This window comes from Bartonella sp. W8151 (genome assembly GCF_016100385.1).
Taxonomy (GTDB): domain Bacteria; phylum Pseudomonadota; class Alphaproteobacteria; order Rhizobiales; family Rhizobiaceae; genus Bartonella; species Bartonella apis.
Genome location: NZ_JACFSO010000001.1, coordinates 321,383 through 345,351, shown reverse-complemented (window position 1 = coordinate 345,351; position 23,969 = coordinate 321,383). Strand labels below are relative to the sequence as shown.

The 23,969-nt window shown below is 46.5% G+C and carries 19 protein-coding genes; 11 read left to right on the top strand and 8 right to left on the bottom strand.

Annotated elements, in window-relative coordinates; translation table 11 throughout:
• Positions 1-141: 141 nt before the first annotated feature.
• Genes H3V14_RS01620 through argB form a run of 3 tightly spaced genes read right to left on the bottom strand, consistent with a single transcriptional unit; the run spans position 142 to position 2,627 of the window.
• Complete coding sequence (locus H3V14_RS01620) at positions 142-1,038, bottom strand: DMT family transporter (protein WP_198226177.1); 897 nt, start codon at positions 1,036-1,038, stop codon at positions 142-144.
• On the bottom strand, positions 1,039-1,725 hold the full coding sequence (locus H3V14_RS01615; RefSeq protein WP_198226176.1) for a pyrimidine 5'-nucleotidase: 687 nt from the start codon (positions 1,723-1,725) through the stop codon (positions 1,039-1,041).
• Positions 1,722-2,627, bottom strand: coding sequence for an acetylglutamate kinase (argB, locus tag H3V14_RS01610; protein ID WP_075869546.1), 906 nt, complete (start codon positions 2,625-2,627; stop codon positions 1,722-1,724). The genes H3V14_RS01615 and argB overlap by 4 nt, the downstream gene beginning before the upstream one ends.
• A gap of 200 nt (positions 2,628-2,827) precedes the next feature.
• Between argB and H3V14_RS01605 the strand changes: the two genes are divergently transcribed.
• The gene (locus H3V14_RS01605; RefSeq protein ID WP_371809438.1) at positions 2,828-4,741 is read left to right on the top strand and encodes an AMP-binding protein; all 1,914 of its coding nucleotides are present in this window, start codon (positions 2,828-2,830) and stop codon (positions 4,739-4,741) included.
• A gap of 391 nt (positions 4,742-5,132) precedes the next feature.
• Here the strand turns inward: H3V14_RS01605 and H3V14_RS01600 are convergent, their stop codons facing one another.
• Positions 5,133-6,023: a LysR family transcriptional regulator gene (locus H3V14_RS01600; RefSeq protein ID WP_198226174.1), complete on the bottom strand. Its 891-nt coding sequence runs from the start codon at positions 6,021-6,023 to the stop codon at positions 5,133-5,135.
• A gap of 132 nt (positions 6,024-6,155) precedes the next feature.
• On the opposite strand from H3V14_RS01600, the gene H3V14_RS01595 reads away from it, so the two are divergent.
• Entirely contained in the window at positions 6,156-7,145 is a 990-nt protein-coding gene (locus tag H3V14_RS01595) for an aldo/keto reductase (protein ID WP_198226173.1), read from the top strand.
• Between the two features lie 547 nt (positions 7,146-7,692).
• Here the strand turns inward: H3V14_RS01595 and H3V14_RS01590 are convergent.
• Entirely contained in the window at positions 7,693-9,111 is a 1,419-nt protein-coding gene (locus tag H3V14_RS01590) for a short-chain fatty acyl-CoA regulator family protein (RefSeq protein ID WP_075869541.1), read from the bottom strand.
• A 281-nt stretch (positions 9,112-9,392) separates the two neighbouring features.
• Here H3V14_RS01590 and H3V14_RS01585 point away from each other — a divergent pair, with 281 nt between their 5' ends.
• The 4 genes from H3V14_RS01585 to mce are packed head-to-tail and all read left to right on the top strand — an operon-like array spanning position 9,393 to position 15,532.
• Positions 9,393-10,925 (top strand): acyl-CoA carboxylase subunit beta, encoded by a 1,533-nt coding sequence (locus H3V14_RS01585; RefSeq protein WP_198214317.1) that lies wholly within the window; start codon positions 9,393-9,395, stop codon positions 10,923-10,925.
• An 8-nt stretch (positions 10,926-10,933) separates the two neighbouring features.
• On the top strand, positions 10,934-12,940 hold the full coding sequence (locus H3V14_RS01580; protein ID WP_198226172.1) for an acetyl/propionyl/methylcrotonyl-CoA carboxylase subunit alpha: 2,007 nt from the start codon (positions 10,934-10,936) through the stop codon (positions 12,938-12,940).
• A gap of 2 nt (positions 12,941-12,942) precedes the next feature.
• Positions 12,943-15,081 carry a methylmalonyl-CoA mutase gene (scpA, locus tag H3V14_RS01575; RefSeq protein ID WP_198226171.1) on the top strand — a complete coding sequence of 713 codons (2,139 nt, stop codon included), beginning with the start codon at positions 12,943-12,945 and terminating at the stop codon, positions 15,079-15,081.
• A gap of 43 nt (positions 15,082-15,124) precedes the next feature.
• A complete protein-coding gene (gene mce, locus H3V14_RS01570; RefSeq protein WP_075869537.1) occupies positions 15,125-15,532 on the top strand; it encodes a methylmalonyl-CoA epimerase in 408 nt (135 codons plus the stop codon).
• Between the two features lie 577 nt (positions 15,533-16,109).
• Here mce and hemW read toward each other — a convergent pair.
• From hemW to rph, 3 genes are read right to left on the bottom strand one after another with little or no spacing between them, the layout of a single operon-like run.
• Positions 16,110-17,270 carry a radical SAM family heme chaperone HemW gene (gene hemW, locus H3V14_RS01565; RefSeq protein ID WP_198226170.1) on the bottom strand — a complete coding sequence of 387 codons (1,161 nt, stop codon included), beginning with the start codon at positions 17,268-17,270 and terminating at the stop codon, positions 16,110-16,112.
• Positions 17,270-17,914, bottom strand: coding sequence for an RdgB/HAM1 family non-canonical purine NTP pyrophosphatase (gene rdgB, locus H3V14_RS01560; protein ID WP_078038780.1), 645 nt, complete (start codon positions 17,912-17,914; stop codon positions 17,270-17,272). Before rdgB ends, hemW begins: the two co-directional genes overlap by 1 nt.
• A 14-nt stretch (positions 17,915-17,928) precedes the next feature.
• Entirely contained in the window at positions 17,929-18,648 is a 720-nt protein-coding gene (rph, locus tag H3V14_RS01555) for a ribonuclease PH (protein WP_075869534.1), read from the bottom strand.
• A 107-nt stretch (positions 18,649-18,755) separates the two neighbouring features.
• Here rph and hrcA point away from each other — a divergent pair, with 107 nt between their 5' ends.
• From hrcA to hemC, 5 genes are all read left to right on the top strand, one after another.
• Entirely contained in the window at positions 18,756-19,826 is a 1,071-nt protein-coding gene (gene hrcA / locus H3V14_RS01550; RefSeq protein ID WP_075913971.1) for a heat-inducible transcriptional repressor HrcA, read from the top strand.
• 168 nt (positions 19,827-19,994) lie between these two features.
• Positions 19,995-21,065, top strand: a complete 1,071-nt coding sequence (locus H3V14_RS01545; protein ID WP_198226169.1) for an ABC transporter substrate-binding protein — start codon at positions 19,995-19,997, stop codon at positions 21,063-21,065.
• 47 nt (positions 21,066-21,112) lie between these two features.
• Positions 21,113-21,898, top strand: coding sequence for an ABC transporter ATP-binding protein (locus H3V14_RS01540; RefSeq protein ID WP_210326518.1), 786 nt, complete (start codon positions 21,113-21,115; stop codon positions 21,896-21,898).
• Positions 21,899-21,963: 65 nt separating this feature from the next.
• Complete coding sequence (locus H3V14_RS01535; protein ID WP_075869531.1) at positions 21,964-22,731, top strand: ABC transporter permease; 768 nt, start codon at positions 21,964-21,966, stop codon at positions 22,729-22,731.
• 255 nt (positions 22,732-22,986) lie between these two features.
• The gene (gene hemC / locus H3V14_RS01530; protein WP_198226168.1) at positions 22,987-23,940 is read left to right on the top strand and encodes a hydroxymethylbilane synthase; all 954 of its coding nucleotides are present in this window, start codon (positions 22,987-22,989) and stop codon (positions 23,938-23,940) included.
• Positions 23,941-23,969: the final 29 nt, after the last annotated feature.

Sequence of the window (23,969 nt, the reverse complement as noted above, 5' to 3'; positions counted from 1 at the left end):
TTAAACAACACTTCAAACCGGAAATAGCACGGTTTTCGGTTTTTTATAAAAAGTCATGACTTTTCAAGTGGGCCGCTTTCATTAAATCGTCTACGTCTATTTTCTAAAAAGAAATTTTTTGTTTTTCCGGCAAGCTTTTTATCATTCTTGCACCATTGCCCGCTTTTTCGGCTTCAATTCTGAAACGAGAATGCCGACAATGATGCAAAATGCCCCGAGAATTGCAAGATGTGGCAGGCGTTCGCCGGCAATCCAGCCGACGAGGCCTGCCCATACCGGTTCACCGGTATAGATGATTGTTGCGCGCGTTGGTGAAACCGATCGTTGCGCCCAATTCATTGTAAGCTGGATGAGAGCACTCATTGTGGCCAAACCCAATCCTGCCGACGCCCAACCCCAAGAAAATGCCGGAACAGTTTCGCCATTAAACGGCATTGCAGCAAAGGAAAGGAAGCCGGCAACAAAAAGCTGTACAACGGTGACACGCCGGCTATCGACCCGACCGGCAAAAAAGCTGATAAAGACAATTTCCGAGGCAATTGCAAAAGCCGATAAAAGTGTGAGAATTTCGCCCTTTGAAAAATCTATTGCATGAATTCCTTGCCCTGAAACCAGAAGTAAACCGATAAACGCGAAGCTTATACCGATAAAACTCGTCAAACGCGGTTTTTTACGTAAAACTATCCACTGCAAGAGCGGTACAAGTGGAACATAAACGGCGGTAATAAAAGCCGATTGGCTGCTTGCAATAGTCTTCAATCCGGCAGTTTGCAAACTATAGCCGAAAAATATCGGAATGCCGATAACTGTTCCGGCGAAAATATCATGAATTCCAAGATTTTTGAGGCTTCGCCAAAAAATGATGCCGGCAAAAATACCGGCAAGAATGAAGCGGAACCCGACAAAGAAAAATGGTCCTGATGAACGCATCGCCAGATGCACGATAAGAAAGGTTGTACCCCATAGAAAAGTTATGCCGATCAAAGCGAATTCTTGTCTCGTCAAGACAAAGAACGCTTTTTCTTTCTCTTCTTCCATTCAGCCTGCCCCGTTCAGGCGCCCTACAAGATTATGGACGAAACTTTCAAGTTCCGGTGCTTCAATATCAACGAAAGCCGGAATTTCTTTATCCTCTTTGTGACCAACCAGAATTGTCGTCATGCCAAGTTCTTTGCAGGTTGAAAGATTGGCAAGATTATCTTCAAACATTGCCGTTTTTTCCGGATCGATTGAAAAATGTCCTAAAAATCTGTGATAGGCTTGCCGGTAAGGTTTAGGCAAAAAATCGGTAAATGTGACATCATAAATGCCATCAAAACAGTTTTCCAATCCACGATGTGCCAAGACACGGCCAGCGTGAGCACGGTCACCATTTGTGAAAATGAATTTGCGGCCGGGCAAGCTTTTAATATCTTCGGCAAGCTGCGGATCTTTTTTTAATGGCGAATAATCAATATTATGAACATCTTGCAGATAATCTTTAACATCGACGAAATATTCTTCGATCAGACCACGTAAAGCGCCGCCGTAATTTTTGCGGAAATATTGCCGAAAACGTTTGACCTCTTCATCATCGTCAAGTTCAAGCTGTTTTTTGACATAGGCGCTGATACGTTTGTCAATCTGCGCCCAAAGCCCGCTTTCTCTCGGATAAAGTGTATCATCAAGATCGAATACCCAAACATTGACGGCTTCGAGCCTGGACAAAATTTCTTCGTTCATCATGGCACAATCAACGTACCTGCACCGTGTTCAGTGAAAAGTTCAAGCAACACCGAATGGGCAGTTTTACCATTCAGAATGACAACGCCTTCGACACCGCGATTGATTGCCTGAATACAAGTTTCGACCTTGGGTATCATACCACCGGATATAGTCCCGTCTTGGATAAGGTCTTCACATTGCTTGACTGTCAGCTCTTTATAGAGTTTGCCGGCGTTATCAAGGACACCGGGCACATCCGTCAAAAACAGCAAACGCTTGGCTTTGAGAGCACCGGCAATAGCACCGGCAAAAACATCGGCATTGATGTTATAAGTATTGCCGTCCCTTCCCGGTGCAACGGGCGCAATGACCGGTATCATTTCCGACCGGGCAAGCAAATCAAGAAGTGTACGGTCAACCTCGACCGGTTCGCCAACATATCCCAAGTCGAGAATGCGCTCGATATTGGAATCGGGATCGATAATTTTTTTCCGGGCTTTTTCGGCAAAAACCATATTGCCATCCTTGCCGCAAAGACCGATTGCCCATTCGCCTTCGGCATTGATCATTGCAACAATTTCCTTGTTGATCGAACCGGCCAGAACCATTTCGACAACTTCGACAGTTTTTGAATCTGTTACACGAAGTCCGCCTTCGAACTTCGATTCAATCCCCATTTTCGAAAGAAGCTTTGCAATTTGCGGCCCACCGCCATGAACGACAATCGGATTGATGCCTGATTGTTTGAGAAGGGCAATATCGCGCGCAAAGGCATGTCCGAGTTCAGGATCTCCCATGGCATGGCCGCCATATTTCACCACAACCGTTTTGTTTTCATATTTTTGCATATAGGGCAAAGCTGCAGAAAGCAGCGCAGCCTGTCTTTCGGCAACTTCGGCAGCATTGGTTGTCGGTTCATCCATTAAAATTGCCCTCCTCGGAAGTACTGCAGGATCGATACTGCCTTTTAATAACAGGAAATCTTATTGCCTAAAACTGTTAATACACAAGATAAAGTTATCGCGATCCGAGATATTTTTCTATTGATACAATTTAGCACTAGACAAGAATTTTTTACCGGCTAAATTTCGCGGCGGAGGAATTTGCAAACTGGGAGGGTTGCATAATGTCGTCTTACAAACAGATTTATGATAAGTGTTTAAAGCATCCTGAAGAATTCTGGGGTGAAGCTGCCCGTCTGATCGACTGGTTTGAACCCTATGACAAGGTGTTTGATAAAAATGCCGGAGTTTATGGGCGCTGGTTTACGGGCGGAAAGACGAACGCTTGCTACAATGCTGTTGACCGGCACGTCAAAGCCGGACGCGGTGGGCAAGTGGCTATCTATTATGATAGTCCGGTAAGCAATGGTAAAAGAACGATTACCTATCAGGAACTTTATGAAGAAGTGCAGGCTCTTGCCGCCTTTATGCAGGATATCGGCATAAAAAAAGGTGACCGCGTTCTCATTTATATGCCAATGATTCCGCAGGTATTTACTTCGGTTTTTGCCTGTGCACGCATCGGAGCCGTGCATTCAATCGTTTTTGGGGGATTTTCTGCAAAGGAACTTGCCATCCGCATTGATGATTGCAAGCCGAAACTCATCATTGCCGCCTCCTGTGGTATCGAGCCGAACCGCATTGTTCCTTACCAGGCTATGGTCAATCAGGCTATAAAAATTGCAAAGCACGAGGTGGAACATTGCATTGTTCACGAACGGCCGATTACCCAAAAAGCCCCCGAGGGACTTTTTACTTTAAAAGAGGGGCGTGATTTTGATTACGCCAAAATACTCAAGGAAAATATCGGGCGCAAAATCCCGTGTGCCGAGCTTTCGGCAACCGACCCGCTTTATATCCTTTATACATCCGGCACCACCGGAAAACCTAAAGGGGTCATGCGCGATATAGGCGGTTATATTGTAGCACTGGCATGGACAATGGGGGCTGTATTCAACGTCAAGGCCGGTGAAGTTATGTTTACCGCTTCCGATGTCGGCTGGGTGGTAGGGCATTCCTATATCCTTTACGCGCCACTCATCGTGGGGGCAACAACTGTACTTTTCGAAGGAAAACCGATCGGCACACCGGATCCGGGGACATTTTGGCGTATATGTGAAGACTATAATGTACACTCGTTTTTTTCTGCTCCGACCGCATTTCGTTCGATCAAACGCGAAGACCCCGACGGCAATTATGCAAAACCTTATAAATTATCCAATTTGCAAGCCATGTTTGTTGCCGGAGAACGGGCGGATCCGGATACTTTGCAATGGGTAACCAACCTTTTTCATGTACCCGTTATCGACAATTGGTGGCAAACCGAAACCGGCTGGCCGATCGCAGCCAATCCGTTAGGATTGGGTCTTTTGCCCATTAAACCCGGTTCCCCGACTCTCCCGATGCCCGGCTTTATCATCGACGTTCTTGATGATGACGGCAACAAGGTCGCGCCTGGTACATTTGGCAATTTGGCATTTCGTCTTCCTCTCCCGCCCGGTTGCTTGCCAACTTTATGGAATTCCGACGAGCAATTCAAAAAAACCTATCTTGAACGCTTCCCCGGTTATTACAATTCTTCAGATGCAGGCTATATCGATGAAGATGGTTATGTGTTTGTCATGAGCCGCACCGATGATATTATCAATGTCGCCGGTCACAGACTTTCTACCGGCGGTATGGAAGAAGCACTGGCAGGACATCAGGATATTGCAGAATGTGCGGTTATCGGCATTAAAGACAATCTGAAAGGGCAGGTTCCCTGCGGTTTTATTGTCCTCAAACATAATGTCGAACGGGAAGACGCCATCATTGAAAAGGAATGCATTGCCCGCATCCGCGAGATTATCGGACCGGTTGCAGCATTCAAACTCGTCATGACAGTACGTAAATTACCCAAAACCCGTTCGGGTAAAATCCTGCGCGCTGTCATACGACAAATTGTTGATGGTGAAAAATGGTCAACGCCAAGTACAATTGAAGATCCTTCAACGCTCGTGGAGATTCAGGAGATGGTAAAAACCCGCCATTTTTGAAGCATAGGTGAATTCAACGACTTGACCGGAATAACAAGTGGGAAGGTAACCCAAACGGTTAACTTCCCGTTTTATATGAAAAGATACGTCCGTTTTTAAAAAGAATTCAATGCGAGAATTTGTATTGTTTTTTGAATAATATAACCTGCGATGATCAATGCTGATGGTCGAATTGAAGTTATAAATGGCTGATTGTCAGAGAAGAAAAACATTTCCGGATATAAACGAAGAATATGCATGAACAAATAGCAGCAACCCTTGCGTGCTATTTTAATGGAGATCATGTTCAAACGGAAACAATCACCGATGGTTGATGTGGCTGTCGCCTATTTTCAAAATAACGGATCCGGTGTGCAAGGTTTGGTCGTTCAGACTTTTATGACATGCCGGTTCAACGATTATGTGCGATAAAAAAATCGATAAAAGCACGCAGTGCCGCCCGCATTTTTTGTTGCGGGTAATAGATATAAAATCCTGGAAAAGACGGCGTCCAATCTTCCATCACTCTGATAAGCTTACCTTCCTTGATTGCGTCCTTCACGTAATTTTCGAAAACATAGGCAAGTCCGGCGTTCTGAAGCACCGCATTTACTACCAATTGATGATTGTTGAGGATAAGTTGTTCCGGTGGCGTGACTGTATATTTTTTCCGCCCCTTTTCAAATTCCCAAACATAAGTCCGCTTTTCGTTAAACCGGTATAAAATCGCTTTATGGTTTTTCAACTCGGTAGGATGACGGGGAGCCGGATGCGTTTCGAAATATTTTGGCGTTGCCACCAGAACGCTTCGCAAATCTCCACCTATTTTTGCCGCTATCATATCCTTTTCGACTTGTTCATGGATACGTATACCAGCGTCATAACCCGATTTGACAATATCAACAAAACGATTGTCGATGACGAGATCAAGGGTGATATCGGGATAAGCCTCGCTGAACGCCCCCAAATAAGGTGCGATGACAAATTTGGCTGCCGAATAGCCGGTATTTATGCGCAACAAACCCGATATCTTGTTATGGGTTGCTTTGGCGGCATTAAAGCCATCCTCGATCACCCTGAGGGCAGAAGCCGTTTCATGCATGAGAACCTTGCCTGCTTCGCTCAAACCAAGACTGCGCGTCGTACGGTTAAAAAGTTGGACACCCAGACTTTCTTCCAGTTTTCCAACGGCATAAGATACTGCTGACGGCGCAATATTCAGCCTTTTCGCCGCTGTCCGGAAACTGCCTTCTTCCACCACTGTCTCGAAAATGAGCAAATGGGAGAGTTGTTGCCTATCCATAAATTCCCTGCCCCTTTATTGTTCTAATTTTTAGATCATAATTAGCGAATTAAATAGTATAAACAAACAATAAATATTCCTCTAGAGTGTTGAAAAATAGGCAAACAGACAAAAATAAAGAGGAATTGAAGCATGAAGAAACGCAAACTCGGTGTATTGAGTGTCTCGGAAATCGGGCTCGGATGCATGGGCTTTACACATGCTTATGGCGGCGATGATGAGCAATCGGCAATCAAAACATTGCACCGCGCAGTCGAGCTGGGTGTGACCCTTTTTGATACGGCAGAAATGTATGGCCCTTTCAATAATGAAATTCTCGTCGGCAAAGCATTAAAACCATTTCGCGATAAAGTGGTCATTGCCACAAAATTCGGTTTTAAACTCGAAAAGCAACCTGATGGCCACATTGATGCCGCCGGCGTTGATGGCCGTCCGGAACATGTGCGTGAAGTTGCTGAAGCCTCTCTTAAACGTTTGGGCATTGATGTAATTGATCTTCTCTATCAGCATCGGGTTGACCCAAATGTTCCGATTGAAGAAACAGTCGGTGCTATGGCCGATCTCGTTAAAGAAGGCAAAGTGCGTGCGCTTGGCCTTTCGGAAGCAAACAGCGAAACAATAAGACGCGCTTACAAGGTTCATCCGATCAGTGCACTCCAAAGTGAATACTCGCTCTGGACGCGTGATCCCGAAAAAGAAATTTTGGCAACATGCCGCGAGCTTGGAATCGGCTTTGTCCCGTATAGTCCTTTAGGACGCGGTTTCTTTGCCAGCGGTTTTACAACCAAAGGCTTGGGCGCTAACGATTTTCGACGCCTGCTACCACGTTTTCAGGACGAAGCTTTTGAAAAAAATCGGCAAATCATTACCGAAATGGAAAAAATGGCAAAAGAGAAAAATGCCACCGTTGCCCAGCTTGCACTGGCATGGGTTCTAAGCCGTGGTGATTTTATCGTACCGATACCGGGGGCAAGAAAAATCCGTCATCTGGAAGACAATGTTGCCGCCACCGAAATTCATCTTACAAAAGATGATTGCAAGCGGCTGGAAAATATTGTCAGTCCTGAAAAAGTTGCCGGAAAACGTTATGATGACAGCCGGTTGAAATTGGTTGATAAATAACCATTATCCGATTTGTAAAAGCCGGTTGAGCGGGCTTTTTAACACTTTGTCATTAGACGATTGAATAAAAATGATCGGGAGTGTGAATGACCATTCAAATTATGGAATTCGCACTCTCGCTTTATCAATTTGAAGACCGGTTTCATCGGTCCACTATGCTGTTCATAAAAAATGTAAATAAGCAGTACCCGTTTCCACGTGTTTTAAAAACGGGAAAAGCCAAGTCTGGTGCTAAAAAAGAAATATCTTGCGCATAATATAAGCTAACAATACGAGAGGAGTTATATCTCTCCCTTTATAATCTTTTCATTGATCAAGGTTATTGCCGCAACCGTCATCCATATTGATCAAAAAGTGAACGAACGCCTGGCTTATTTAGCGTGCATTTCTAATGATGGGCGACCTCGAAAACTTCATTTAAGCCGTCCGGATTTTTAATCTTTTCAAAACAATTTCTCTGGAACGACCAACGCTATCAAAAAAGGTTCAGTCGTTCCTGCATTTATGAGCTGAACCTTTCCAGAGCATCATTAATTGGCAAACAGGTTTAACCGATTTGCTCCAATGTATAAGGTAATACATCGCGCTGATTATAATTGACGGACAGTTTATGCTTGAGAGGTGGAGCTGCCCGACTTGGACATGCCGTGCGTGAACAAATCCGGCATGAAATACCTATCGGCTCGTAAGCGGCGTTATTCTCGAGATTGAGACCATCAGCATAAACAAATTGTGAAGCATTCGATATTTCGCAACCGAAAGCCAGCGCATAATGGGGATGTGGACTGTGATAACCACCATTCCTTTTCACCACCTGAACGGCCAGACAAAGATAACGCACACCATCCGGTGTTTCGGCAAGTTGCCGTATGATATTTCCGGGAGTTTCAAAGGCCTGATGGGCGTTCCAGACGGGACAAGCCGCACCATAGCGGCCGAATTGCAATTTCACGGCGCTATGCCGTTTGGTTATATTGCCTGCGCGGTCAATGCGGGCAAAGAAAATCGGTACCCCTTTTTCACCCGGGCGCTGCAAAGTCGAAAGCCGGTGACAAACCTGCTCCAATGACACGCTGAAACGGGCAGCAAGCAATTCGATATCATGACGCAACAGATTGGCGGTACGCAGAAAAGGTTTATAGGGCAAAACCAGTGCACCGGCGAAATAGTTGTAAAGTCCGATACGGCAAATCTGATTGGCTTCTTCCGATTTGAAAGAAGCTTTTTTGATAATCTCGTCGCAAAGTGGGTCGGCTTCAAACTGTGCAAGTTGGACGGCCAGTTGGAAAGTGCGTTGTTGCGGAGCAACATAAGGATTTAACGTCAAAACGCGGCTCTTGGGGTCAAATTGGCGAACCATGCCATTGTCATCCGTGCCCCAGCGTACAAGAACCTGATGGCGTTCTTCAAGTCGCTGGATAATAGCGGAATGATTGTCACTCTCACCGATACCTATCTCGGCGGCGAGTCGTTCGGCACTGCGGTCGAGATCATCGATATAGTTATCGACAAAATGGAAAAAGTCTCGCACCTCTTCATAAGGTAAAACTTCCGTGAGGCCGCTTGCCTGCAACCGGCCATCTGTACTTGCCAATTGTTCAGAAGCCAGTCGATAGGCCTGATGACAAGTAATAAGTGCACGCGCAAGACCCGGCGCATTTTGTGTAATAAGCCGTAATTCCTGCATGCCTGCCCGATTATTTTTAAATAACGGATCGCTCAGAGTTTCACTCAAAGCAGAAAGCAGACGGTCATCCTCTCCGGAAGAAAGACTGGAAATATCAATGTGGAATTTTTCAGCCAAAGATAGGAGAACTGCAGCCGAGACAGGCCGTTGGTTATTTTCAATCTGATTGAGATAAGAGGTAGAAATGCCGATACGCTCGGCAAAATGGGCTTGCGTCAATTGCTGGTCTTCACGCAATTTGCGCACTTTCCGCCCGATATAGAGTTTTCCGATAGCCATTTTTTTCACAATTTCGCAATTTACAATTTGCATTTTTATAACTTATGCATTCGCACACGATCAAGCTTTATTATTTTTTTGGCTGTGATAGCTTCGAATCGTGGAGGAAAAAGGCTTCGCCTTTATCGATCGGATACATGTGGGAGGAAAAGAAAAGGCTGCGGTTGGAGAAAACGCGCCTTTTCTTTTTTTTGAACCGATATCTGTTCCTCGCACAATAGCATCATCCAGAAATGTAAGAGGATGCGTTTTAGCGGTTCTTGAAGACCGAGGGAGGAACAATGCTTGCAACTTTGCAACAATTGGAAGAACGGCGCCAGAGTGCCCGTCTTGGCGGTGGGGAGCGCCGCATAGACGCTCAACATAAAAAAGGCAAACTCACAGCGCGCGAACGCATAGAAGTTCTTCTCGATGCCGGTTCCTTTGAAGAATACGACATGTTCGTCAACCACCGTTGTACCGACTTCGGCATGGACGAACAAAAATACGCCGGCGACGGCGTGGTCACCGGCTGGGGAACAATCAACGGCCGACAGGTTTACGTTTTTTCTCAGGATTTTACCGTTCTTGGCGGTTCGCTCTCTGAAACGCATGCACAAAAAATTTGCAAAATCATGGATATGGCCGCGCGCAATGGTGCGCCGATTATCGGCCTTAATGATTCCGGTGGTGCCCGCATTCAGGAAGGGGTTGCCTCGCTTGCCGGTTATGCCGAAGTTTTCCGTCGCAATGTCGAAGCTTCAGGCGTGATACCACAAATTTCCGTTATCATGGGACCTTGTGCGGGTGGAGCTGTCTATTCACCGGCAATGACCGATTTTATTTTTATGGTGCGTGACTCATCCTATATGTTTGTCACCGGTCCCGATGTTGTAAAAACTGTCACCAATGAAATTGTGACTGCCGAAGAATTGGGTGGAGCAACAACACACACCAAAAAGTCTTCTGTCGCTGACGGCGCATTTGAAAATGATATCGAAGCATTGGAAAATATCCGGCTGCTTTTCGACTATCTGCCGTTGAACAGTAAAGAAAAGCCGCCAGTGCGGCCTTTTTACGATGATACCGAACGGCTCGATATGAAGCTTGATACGCTCATTCCGGATTCATCCACAAAGCCATATGACATGAAAGAGCTTATCTTGAGTGTTGCCGACGAGGGCTCGTTTTTCGAGATCAAAGAGAATTTTGCAAAAAATCTGATAACCGGCTTTATCCGCATTGAAGGACGCACCGTCGGCGTTGTTGCAAACCAGCCAATGGTGCTTGCAGGGTGTCTTGATATCGACACTGCCCGCAAGGGTGCACGTTTTGTACGCTTTTGTGACGCTTTCAATATTCCGATCCTGACACTTGTTGATGTTCCCGGATTCCTGCCCGGTACTTCGCAGGAATATAACGGCGTTATTATTCACGGCTCGAAATTGCTCTTTGCCTATAGCGAGGCAACCGTTCCGATGGTGACAGTCATTACCCGGAAAGCCTATGGCGGCGCCTATGATGTGATGGCATCAAAACACATTGGTGCCGATATCAACTATGCATGGCCAACGGCGGAAATTGCTGTCATGGGAGCAAAAGGGGCCACTGAAATTCTCCACCGGTCACATCTTGATGACAAAGAGGAGATTGCCCGTCTGACGCAAGAATATGAAAAACGTTTTGCCAATCCTTTTATTGCTGCCGAGCGTGGTTTTATTGACGAAGTGATCATGCCTCATTCCACCCGCAAAAGAGTGGCGCGGGCATTTGCCGCCCTTCGCAATAAAAAAGTCGAAAATCGTGATCGCAAACATGACACTATCCCGCTCTGAGGCTTCAAATGATTAAAAAAATCCTGATTGCCAATCGTGGCGAAATCGCTTGTCGCGTCATTCGTACAGCAAAACAGATGGGCATCAAAACGGTTGCTGTCTATTCGGATGCCGATGCCAATGCTCTTCATGTACGTCAAGCTGATGAGGCTATCCATATTGGCGCCTCGCCTTCATCCCAATCCTATCTCGACATCGAAAAAATCATTGCTGCGGTCAAACAGAGCAATGCCGATGCGGTTCATCCGGGCTATGGCTTTTTGTCGGAAAATCCTGCTTTTGCCGATCGTCTGGAACAGGAAGGAATTATATTGATCGGGCCACCGGCAAATGCGATGCGCGCGATGGGTGACAAGATCACTTCCAAAAAATTGGCAGCGGAAGCCGGCGTTTCAACTGTTCCCGGACACATGGGGCTCATTGATGATAGAGACCATGCTGTAAAAATCGCGCGTGAAATCGGCTATCCGGTCATGATCAAAGCCTCTGCCGGTGGCGGTGGTAAAGGCATGCGCATTGCATGGAATGATGAAGAAGCAAGAGAAGGATTTCAGGCGTCGAAGAATGAAGCCAAATCATCCTTCGGAGACGACCGTATTTTTATCGAAAAATTTGTGAGTGAACCGCGCCATATCGAAATCCAGATCATGGGCGACAAGCATGGCGACATTATCTATCTCAATGAAAGAGAATGTTCCATCCAGCGGCGCAACCAGAAGGTGATTGAAGAAGCTCCCTCACCTTTTCTTGACGAAAAAACCCGCAAAGCCATGGGAGAACAAGCAGTTGCGCTCGCCCGTGCCGTCAATTATCACTCCGCCGGTACGGTGGAATTTATTGTTGATGGCAAACGGAATTTCTATTTTCTGGAAATGAACACCCGCTTGCAGGTTGAACATCCGGTTACCGAAATGATTACCGGACTTGATCTTGTCGAACTGATGATCCGTATTGCTGACGGTGAAGCTTTGCCGCTTTCCCAAAATGATGTCAAACGGAATGGCTGGGCGTTGGAATGCCGGCTCTATGCCGAGGATCCTTATCGGAATTTCCTTCCCTCTACCGGAAGACTGACCCGTTATAATCCACCTATTGCAACCGGTGACAATGATGAAACGAGAATTCGTAACGATGACGGCGTTTATGAAGGGGGAGAAATCTCGATCTATTATGACCCGATGATTTCGAAACTGGCTACATGGGGAAAAAATCGCCAAACGGCAATTCAAACCATGCAAGAAGCGCTCGACAGTTTCGAACTTGAAGGCATCGGAAACAATTTGCCATTTCTTTCGGCTGTTATGCGGCAAAAACGCTTTCAGGAAGGCAAATTAACCACCGCCTATATTGCTGAAGAATTTCCCGATGGCTTTCATGGCGTCTTGCCAACGCCGGAAGAAGCACGTTCCTTTGCAGCTATTGCCGCATTTATCAATTGGAAATTGCAAGAACGGGCGGCTATGATTTCCGGCACGCTCGACAACCACCGGCGTATTGTAAAAAATGAATTGGTCGTTTCGATTTTCGACCAGTCTTTTCCTTTGGTTATTGAGGTTGATAAAGCCGGAGCCAAATTGGAATTTGCCGGTGGAGAACAGATTTCGCTTGAAAGCCATTGGCTACCAGGCATGACTATTTGCCAATTTTCTGTTTCGGACCTGTCGAACATGGTTGTGAAGGTCGATGTCAAAGGAACAGCCATAAGGTTGCGCCATGGTGGCATTGACGCAATTGCCCATGTCAGGGAACCCAATATTGCTGCCCTTGCAGCACTCATGCCAAAAAAATTGCCCCCCGATACATCCAAAATGTTGTTATGCCCGATGCCCGGCGTCATTACCGCGGTTTTTGTCAAAAAAGGCGATAAAGTCGAAATCGGCCAACCTCTTGCGATCGTCGAAGCGATGAAAATGGAAAATATGCTGAGGTCTGAAAAGAAAAGCAAAATCAGCGAAATTTCGGTGAAAGTCGGACAAAGTCTCGGTGTTGACGAAACCATCATGGAGTTCGAATAGACATGGCCGACAAAGGAGATATAAGCGAGTGGAAAAAACTTGCCGAAAAGGAGCTTAAGGCTTCTCCCGACACACTTGTCTGGCATACAGCCGAGGGCATTGATGTCAAACCACTTTATACTAAAGACGATCTCGCTCACGACGATCTTTTGGACACATTACCGGGGCTAGACCCGTTTTTGCGTGGCCCGAGAGCGACAATGTATACCGGAAGGCCGTGGACAATCCGCCAATATGCCGGTTTCTCCACTGCCGAAGAATCGAATATCTTTTATAAAAAAGCCCTTGCGAGCGGGCAAAAAGGCCTTTCGGTCGCTTTTGATCTCGCCACTCACCGCGGATATGATTCCGATCACCCGCGTGTTGTGGGAGACGTAGGAAAAGCCGGTGTTGCGATTGATTCAGTCGAAGATATGAAAATTCTCTTTGACGGTATTCCGCTTGATAAAATGTCTGTTTCGATGACGATGAATGGCGCTGTCATACCCATTCTTGCGAATTTTATTGTTGCTGGCGAAGAACAGGGCGTTGCAAGACGCGATCTTTCAGGAACAATCCAGAACGATATCCTCAAAGAATTTATGGTGCGCAATACCTATATCTATCCGCCTGAAGCATCTATGCGCATCATTGCCGATATTATCGAATATACTGCCAATGAAATGCCCCGCTTCAATTCAATTTCCATTTCCGGCTATCATATGCAGGAAGCGGGAGCCACACTTGTACAGGAACTGGCCTTCACACTTGCAGACGGGCGGGAATATGTGCGTGCAGCCCTTAAAAAAGGGCTTGATGTTGACCAATTTGCCGGCCGACTTTCATTTTTCTTTGCCATCGGCATGAATTTTTTCATGGAAGCGGCAAAATTACGTGCAGCACGTTTTTTATGGTCGCGCATTATGCACGAATTTTCACCTAAAAAAGCATCTTCCCTGATGCTGCGCACGCATTGTCAGACGTCCGGTGTTTCCCTGCAGGAACAGGACCCGTATAACAATATTGTGCGCACCGCTTACGAAGCATTGGCGGCTGTTTTGGGTGGAACACAATCGCTTCATACCAATTCTTTTGACGAGGCGATTGCATTGCCCACCGAATTTTCGGCACGCATTGCCCGCAATACGCAGCTGATTTTGCAAAATGAAATGGGCCTTACCAAGGTCGTCGACCCGCTCGCCGGCTCCTATTATGTCGAAACGCTCACCAAAGAACTCGTCGACAAAGCATCCGCTCTTATTGACAAGATAGAAGCCATGGGCGGCATGACCAAAGCAGTGATTGACGGCTTGCCGAAACGCCTCATCGAAGAAGCGGCAACTGCCCGTCAGGCGGCGGTTGACAAGGGGGAAGAGATTATCGTCGGGGTTAATAAATTCCGCTCCGATGAAGAAAAGAAAATCGATATTCTTGAAATTGACATTACAAAGGTCCGCGCCCAACAAATTGCCCGACTGGAAAAGATCAAACAAACCCGCAATAGCCGGAAAGTCACTGACACATTGAAGAATCTGGAAAATATTGCCAGAAGCGGAAACGGCAACCTGCTTGAAGCCGCGGTGGAAGCCGCAAGGGCGCGCGCAACTGTCGGTGAAATATCGGACACAATGCGTAAAGTTTTCGGTGACCATTCGGCCAAGCCCGTTGTGGTCAAAAACATCTATGGAACAGCATTTGCGAGCGAGCCTGAATATAAAACCTTAAAACAGCGGCTTAGCGATATAACCAATACAACAGACCAACGCCCGCGCATCATGATTGCCAAACTCGGACAGGACGGTCACGATCGCGGAGCAAAAGTCATTGCTTCGGCATTCGGCGATATGGGATTCGAAATCATTGCCGGACCACTGTTCCAGACACCGGAAGAAGCAGCCGAAATGGCTATTGAAAACAAGGTTCAACTCATCGGTGTTTCTTCGCTGGCAGCCGGTCATAAAACCCTGTTGCCTCAGCTTGTCAAAGCATTGCAAAACCACAATTCCAATATTATCGTGGTTTGTGGCGGCGTTGTCCCCCGACAGGATTACGAATTTTTGAAAGAAAACGGAGTTGCTGCTGTTTTTGGTCCCGGAACCAATGTGGTTGAAGCGGCCAGCAAAATCCTTGATCTTTTACAAGGAAAATTACGTAATATCTGATGAGACCAATTTATATTTCTTCGCTCAATAGGGAGTTTTTCCAGTGTACCACTTTGGCCGACTGAACCATGTCGCAATCGCCGTACCGGATATTGAACAGGCTGCCGAACTTTATCGTTCCGTGAACAATGATGTTTCTCCTGTTCAGGACCTGCCTGAACATGGCGTCAGAATTGTTTTCGTCAAACTGCCCAACACAAAACTCGAACTGATGAGCCCACTGGGAAATAATTCACCTATCGCAAAATTTCTTGAAAAAAACCCGAAAGGTGGCCTCCACCACATCTGTTTTGAAGTTGATGATATTCTAAAAATGCGCGACCAGCTTGTTGCCGAAGGAATTAGAATCCTCGGCGACGGAAATCCTAAAACCGGCGCACATGGGAAACCCGTTCTATTCATCCATCCGAAAGACTTTGATGGAACATTGGTAGAGCTTGAAGAGGTTTAAGGCCAAAAACACTTCCAAATCCATCGCTTTAGATTTTCTACCACAAAAATCCTTTTGCATTGTCTGAAAGAAATTCAAAAGCTTGCTCTATAAGTTTTTCACATGAACGCCATGTGAAAAAGGGAAGCGTGCTTTTCAAAAATTATAACTGTGATGCCAGCCGGATCCGGTTTTGCATAAAAATCCTTAAAAATTGAAAACAGTAGTCACCTTCTCTCCATTGGTCTCATTCGCGAGAAAAGAGACAGGTACACATGAAGTCTTGAAACTTTCTAACACATGAAAGATGCTGACTATCGAAAAGGCGGGATAGCTAAACCCTCGGAGAAAACGACTTGAACGGAGAGATCAAGCATTCCCTCGCTTTATCTCATTCAATTCCATAAACTGGCAACTCAATAAAGCGGATATTTGACTAATAATATAAAGGCAAACTTGGCGCGGTTACGTCTTCCACAGACTGTTTTTGAATATAAAAATTGTTCTTTATGAATTCAAAAGCAATTTCTATAGAAGTGATATTTTCTTTTTAACTTTGGATAGAAACCAATCACAGCAAGAAACGGGATGGAATTTCTCACGCAAGTTCGCTGATAATATAGTTTAAAACCACGCGGCCTTTTCTGGTCGCACGGATGCGGCTATTGCCTACCATTTCTACAAGGCCTTGTTGTTGAAGATCGCCAACTTTACTCTGGTTCAATCCACTATTCGCCAGTTTCTCATAACGGGCAAGATCAAGCCCCTCGGTGAGGCGCATCCCCATGAGCAACATTTCTTCTGCCTGTTCACTTTTTGTCAAGTGTTCTTCTTCAACAATGCCGTGGCCTTGTTTTTCAACCAGTTCCAACCAGCGCTCGGGAATTTTTTCGGTGATCGTTACCAGGCGCCGATCCGGAATAGCGGCATTTGAAACAGGAAGGAACCTGCCATGTGCCCCGGGACCAATGCCGACATATTGCTGGTAGCGCCAGTAAATCAGATTATGTTGTGACTGTGCGTTGGCGGACGCATGATTGGATATTTCATAAGCCGGAAGCCCGTGACTTTCGGTTATTTCCTGTGTGAGATCATAAAGATCGGCACTTAAATCCGCCTCCGGCAATTTAAGTTTCCCGGCTTTATAGAGCCTGTCAAACCCCGTCCCTTCTTCAATGGTCAATTGATAAAGCGAAAGATGGTCGGCTGCGAGATCAATTGCTTGTTCCAGCTCATGTTTCCATGATTTCAATGTCTGGTTCGAGCGCGCATAAATAAGGTCAAAGGAAAGCCGCGGGAAAATCTCACGTGCAAGACCAATAGCAAAACGTGCCTGTTCAACGTTATGAATGCGCCCCAAGCGCTTCAATTCTTCGTCGTTTAATGATTGAACGCCCAAAGAAAGCCGGTTGACACCGGCTGAACGATACCCATGAAAACGCCCGGCCTCGACGCTCGAAGGATTGGCCTCCATTGTGATTTCGGCATTGTCCACAATCGGCCAATAGCGATCAATGCTTTTCAAGAGTGATTCGACTGTCTTTGGCGACATCAGCGATGGCGTACCACCACCGATAAAAACAGTCGTTGCCTTATGGGATCCTGTCCATTCACGCACCGTTGCCATTTCTCTTGCAAAAGCTTTGGCAAAACGGTCTTCATCCACGCCTTTCAACCGGACATAGGAATTGAAGTCGCAATAAGGACATTTGGCGGCACAAAACGGCCAATGGACGTAAATACCGAAAGGCTCGTCCATCAGTTTTCCAGTAACGCTTCGGCAAATTGTTTAAAAGCCCGTGCGCGGTGGGACAAAGCATGTTTGTCGCCCGGCTTCCAACCATGTTTTTCCTCTGCCGTCATTTCGCCGAATGTTTTGTCATAGCCTTCCGGCTGGAAAATAGGATCAAAACCGAAACCCTTTTTGCCACGCGGAGGCCAGACCAAAGTCCCTTCGATTTCACCACGAAAATATTCCGCATGACCATCCGGCCAGGCAAGGCAAAGCACCGAGACAAAACGGCCATGCCGTTTATCTGGCGTTGTTGCACCCTTCTTTTCCAATGCATCTTCAACTTTTTTCATCGCTTTGTCGAAATCGCGGTGCCCATCAGGTTGAATAGCCCAATCGGCAGTATAAACGCCGGGTGCCTTGTCAAGAGCATCTGCCTCAAGTCCTGAATCGTCCGACAATGCCGGCAGGCCTGTCGATTTGGCAGCAAAAAAAGCCTTGATATAGGCGTTTTCTTCAAATTTCGTGCCGGTTTCTTCCGGTTCTTCCAGTCCCAATTCGCCCGCCGATGTGGTTTCAAAACCGAACGGGCCAATAAGATCGGCTATTTCCCTGAGTTTGCCGGAATTATGGGTTGCAACAACCAGTTTTTTCCCGTCAAGCTTTCTCATCGATAATCCACCTTTCAGGCTGCAATAACTTTCTTCTGCAATTCAATGAGATCATGAATGCCACCTTTAGCGAGTGACATCAAAGTTGAAAACTGCTCTTCACTGAACGGGTCACCTTCTGCGGTTCCCTGTATTTCAACAATTCCACCTTTACCGGTCATCACAAAATTGGCGTCGGTTTCGGCATTGGAATCTTCTGCATAATCAAGATCAAGCACCGGTGTTCCCTGATAAATGCCGCAAGAAATTGCCGCAACATGGTCTTTCAGCACTTTATTGCGCAAGACCATCTGGCGCGTTTCCATAAAGCCCAGGCAATCATAAAGGGCAACCCATGCTCCAGTGATTGATGCCGTGCGTGTTCCGCCGTCTGCCTGAATGACATCACAGTCAATGGTAATCTGCATTTCGCCCAACGCCTTCAAATCGACAACCGCACGCAATGAACGGCCGATCAAACGCTGGATTTCCATGGTGCGCCCACCCTGTTTACCGGAAGCGGCCTCGCGGCGCATTCTTTCACCGGTTGAACGAGGCAACATGCCATATTCGGCTGTAACCCACCCTTTACCGGAATTGCGCATCCAGTTGGGGACACGTTCTTCAAGGCTTGCGGTACATAAAACATGGGTATCACCGAACTTGACCAAACATGACCCTTCGGCATGTTTGTTCACATGACGTTCAAATGAAACGGCGCGCATCTCGTTGCTGGCACGATTGGACGGACGCATAAATTTTCCTTTCCGTGAAGTATTGTTTCAAGCATCTTTAGACCATTTGACCCGTCTTTGGCAAAACTTATATAGAAGGAAAGAAATTCTATCATTGAAGGAATATGATGAAACACGCCGCCATTCCGGATGAATTGAAAAGTCTCGACGAAAGATCCCGCGATATATTCAGGCGTATTGTCGAAACCTATCTGAACGAAGGGGACCCTGTCGGATCAGCCAATCTGTCCCGACAATTGCCACAAAGCCTCTCGCCGGCAACCATCCGCACAATTATGAGCGATCTCGAGCATTTAGGGCTTATCTACTCGCCCCATATTTCTGCTGGTCGTATGCCGACGCAATCGGGTTTAAGATTTTTTGTGGATGCTTTTATCGAAGTTGGCGACCTTCCGGCAGATGAACGCAAAGCCATAGAAACACAGGTTGAAGAAGCAGGGCATAGCCAATCGGTTGAACAATTTTTGACTGGTGCGAGCCAGATCCTCTCCGGTCTGTCGCGCGGTGCCGGACTGGTTTTGTCGACAAAAAACGAAGGAACACTCAAACATATCGAATTTGTGCGCCTCGATTCGTCGCGTGCCATGGCAGTTTTGGTAACCCAAAACGGTGATGTAGAGAATCGTATTGTCAATTTACCCGAAGGGGTAACATTGTCACAATTGAGCGAGGCAACAAATTTTCTCAACGCACATATTCAGGGGCGCACCTTAAGCGAAGCCAAAGCAGAAATCTCGAGGCAGAGAGAAGAGACCAAGGCCGCTCTTGATGAATTGTCGCAACATCTCGTCGATCAGGGGCTTGCCGTTTGGGGCGGAGAAGATCAGGGGCGTAAAACCCAGCTTATTGTGCGCGGGCGCGGCAACCTTCTGGAAGATGTCAAAGCTGCAGAAGATATTGAACGTTTGCGCCATCTTTTCGACGATCTTGAAACACGTGAAAGCATGATGCAGCTTCTTGACCTTGCCGAGGAAGGTTCAGGCGTTCGTATTTTTATCGGGTCTGAAAACAAACTGTTTTCGTTATCGGGCTCGTCGCTCATCGTTGCGCCTTATTGCGATTCAAATCAGCATGTTCTTGGTGCTCTCGGCGTTATCGGGCCAACCCGCTTGAATTATGCCCGTATTGTTCCGATGGTCGACTATACTGCCCAACTGGTCTCGCGACTTCTCAAATAGACGTAAATAAACGCCGTTAAATGTCGTAAAACCTTACTCTCTATTGCACTTATCGGCTAGAGATGGGATACTTTTCGGATAGGCCCTGTTATTGTCCGCTCTTTCCGCAAGCCACATCTGTTTTATGGGCTGCATTTGTTTTACGGAAAGTACAAAGGAGAGCATCCCATGAAAGCAGCTTTCATCCATGCCGTTGTACTACTCAATGCGTTTTTATTTTTCACTCTATCCGGATTTGCCGAACCTGTGCATTTTGTTCTAGCGCTCGCCCGCAGCACAACAACGCCGGCGGAAGAGACATTTACCTATGCCATACCCAAACAACTCGGCTATTTTGAGGAAGAAAATATCAATCCGACATTGCTCTTTACCGATGGCTCTACGGCAGCTCTTCAGGCAGTTGCATCCGGTTCGGCCGATATTGCCTATGCATCGTCTGCTAATATTGCAGCCGCCGTTGATAAAGGTGTGCCACTCAAAGCATTTGCCGGAATAACGGTCAGATGGCCTTATTTTATTGGTGTTCCGAAAGGCTCCACTATCAAATCCATTGCCGATCTTAAAGGAAAACGGGTGGGCGTAATCAGTCTCGCTTCGGCTTCTTATGCCGATTTACGGGCGAATTTGAAAATTGCCGGCTTGAAAGAAAGTGACGTTACAATTGTCCCTGTTGGCGCAGGTGCGCGCGCGGCAGCTGCGCTCAATGCGAAGGATATCGACGCAGTCGACAGCTATTCCGACAGTTTTACCGTTATGCGGCAGAACGGTGTTGAATTCGATCTTCTGCAACGTCCAGAAGAAATGAACCGCCTTTTCAGTGTTACTATGGTCACAAGCCAGAAAATATTCGATGACAAGCCACATGAACTTTCGGCTTTTGCACGCGCTGCCTATAAAGGCATGATCTACACCAAACTTTATCCCGATAGCGCCTTGAAACTTGCTTTTAAAGAATTCCCAGAACTCGGAGGTTCTGATAATCCGAACGGACAGGATGCCAAAAATACGGCCGAAGCTATGGCCATAGCACTTGCCGATTCGACACCGGCTGACAAACCGGATCCGGCAAGTTGGGGAAAATGGCTTGATATTCCTGATGAACGCTGGCAAGCAGTTTTATCTTTTGCTCATCAAACAGGTTCAACCGAACGCCTGCTTCATGTAAAGGATGTCTGGAGCAATTCCTTGATGCCGGAAATTTATAATTTCGATATCGAGACAATTGTTAAAAAGGACTAACCCGTTTAAAGCGAAGGTTGTCGTTCTGAAGGATTGAGAAAACGTCTATGCCGTCTATCAAAAAGCCCCTTATCACCATCAAGGGATTGCACAAAAGCTATATAAGCAAAAAAGACGGCACGATTGATGCGTTGAAGAATGTCAATCTGGAAATTGCCGAAGGCGCTTTTGTTGCACTTGTAGGCCCATCCGGCTGTGGCAAAACAACGTTACTAAAAATCCTTGCCGGTCTTGTTGACAATTTTTCCGGCGAAGTCATGCTTAATGACATAGCCGTTACGCGCCCTTCAGCAGAAGTCGGCTTTGTTTTTCAGGACCCTACGCTGCTCCCTTGGCGCACAATCCTGCAAAACATCCTCTTGCCGGTCGAATTGATGCATCTTGACAAAAGAGAATACCATGACCGTGCTTTGATGCTCATGGAAACGGTGGGACTTAAAGGATTTGAAAACAAATTGCCCAATGAACTTTCAGGCGGAATGCGACAGCGTGCCGGAATTTGCCGTGCCCTTATCCGCGACCCGAAAGTTTTGCTTATGGATGAGCCATTCGGGGCGCTTGATGCAATGACCCGAGAAGTTTTAAATGGAGAATTGCAAAATATTTGGCTTGAAAGCAAAAAAACTGTGCTTTTTGTTACCCATTCCATTCCGGAAGCGGTATTTCTTGCCGATAAAGTGGTGGTGATGAGCCCGCGTCCCGGTCATATCGAGGAAATTGTCGACGTTAAATTGCCCCGTCCGCGTGAACTTCAGGAATTGACAGATAAAAAAGTCGGAAAAATTTTAGGTCAAATAAGACAGCATTTTGAAAATTTTAGTATGAATTGTTGAACTGCTGTTGCATATCCATCAAATCCTGTGATTGAGAAATCGGCAAAACCGCAGAAAGGCTGGCAATGTTCAAAAATGAAAAAACACTTCAAGCATTGCTTGTTGTTGTTGTTTTTATTCTTGTTGTCGGCTTCTGGGAAACTTCGGTCCGGCTATGGGAGGTTCCTACCTATCTTTTGCCGCCCCCCAGCCTCATCTTCTACCAGCTTGTCCGGCTGATAAAGTCGACTCTTTTCTGGGATAATCTTGGTGTTACCATGGCTGAAGTTTTGCTCGGCTATATTTGCGGCATAGTGCTTGCGGCAATTCTTGGCGTTGCCATTTCGCAGGTTCGCGTTTTCCAGCTTGCGTTTTTGCCCTATATTATTGCTTTCCAAACGATACCGACCGTTGCCCTCGCCCCGATTTTTCTGCAATGGTTCGGCTATGGCATCGCATCAAAAATTGTTATGGCCGCACTTATTTCGTTTTTCCCGATGCTTATCAACGTGATCGCCGGTTTACAATCGGCCGGACGGGAAGAAATCCAGATGCTCAAGGCTTTCGGAGCCAACGAAATACAGATTTTGCTGAAAGTAAAATTGCCGGCTTCCCTGCCATTTGTTTTTGCAGGTCTCGGCCTTGGCATTATCTTTGCCCTGATTGGTGCTATTGTTGCCGAGTTTGTCGGTGCCCAAAAGGGTTTAGGCAAAATGCTTATGCAATTTAACGAGCAATTCAACATTGCCGGACAATTTGCCATTCTGGTCATTCTGGCGCTTATTGGCGTTATCATGCATTTGATAGTCGGTTTTGCAAAACACAGAATCATTTTCTGGGGTGGACAAAGATAATCCGGAAATTCCACATTAGCCCTGCAACATATCACTTCAAAAAAACGTTATAATTGCCGCGCGAGAAAGAGAATTATTTGTTCCTTTTCCTGACATTTTAAGGAAAAATTGCCTTAAAATTTGAAAATGACACCCCGAAACACAATTTAAGTGAAGAGAACTTTCTTTTATGCGCAAGTTGAGTTAGATACTCTTAGAAACGCTCTAAAGAGCGTCGAGTTTGATTATTGGAATTGACGGAATAGGCTTAGAGTTATGCGGATAAGGCTTGGAACACGGAAAAGTGCGTTAGCGCGCGTGCAAGCGGAAAGTGTGGCTAAGCTTTTGCGGGAGCTTGACCCTACATTAACAGTCGAAACGGTATTGCTTGGCTGTGTGGGAGACAAAGATAAGCACACAAGTTTTCAGGATATAGGCAATGTAGGGGTTTTCACAAAGAGTGGCGAAGAAGCACTGTTGAACCGTGAAGTCGATGTCGTTGTCCATTCATTGAAAGATTTGCCGACCGTTCAGCCGGAAGGACTTGTTCTTGCCTCTGTGCCAAAACGCGAGGATCCGCGTGATGTTCTCTGCGGCTTGAAATTTGACGATATTCGCAGCAACCATCACAAAATCGGCACCGGTTCCATTCGTCGTGCCGCCCAGCTCAGGTCGTTTTTCCCGGATATCGAAATTGTTCCGGTTCGTGGCAATGTACCGCCGAGATTGCGTCGCGCCGTTGATAAAAACGGCATTGATGCAACAATTCTTGCTGCTGCGGGATTGAAGCGGCTTGGTCTTTTTGAAGACAGCATGGAATGCCTCAATCCGCAAATGTTCCCTTATGCCGTTGCCCAAGGGGCTCTTGGTGTAGAATGTCGTCAAGGCGACAGAGATATTTTGCGACTTCTCAAAGCAATCGAATGCAAGAAATCGCGTGCAGAAACCGATGCCGAACGGTCATTGATGAAATACCTTGATGCCGGATGCAACTTGCCTGTCGGCGTGTGCTCGACGTGGAAAAATACGATGCTTTACATGAAAGCTACGGTAACCGGTGTTGACGGTTTGAAACAGGTTGTCGATTACGCAACGACATGTACTTACGGCGTGGAAGAAATGGGCAAGGTTCTGGCGGAACGGTTGCTTGATAAGGGTGCCGGCGAGCTGCTTCGTGCCTGCACGGCAAATAGCGACAAAAAAAAGGTTGAAAGCCTGCTCAAAGCCTGAATCCCTAAAAAATTCCACCCTATTGTCAA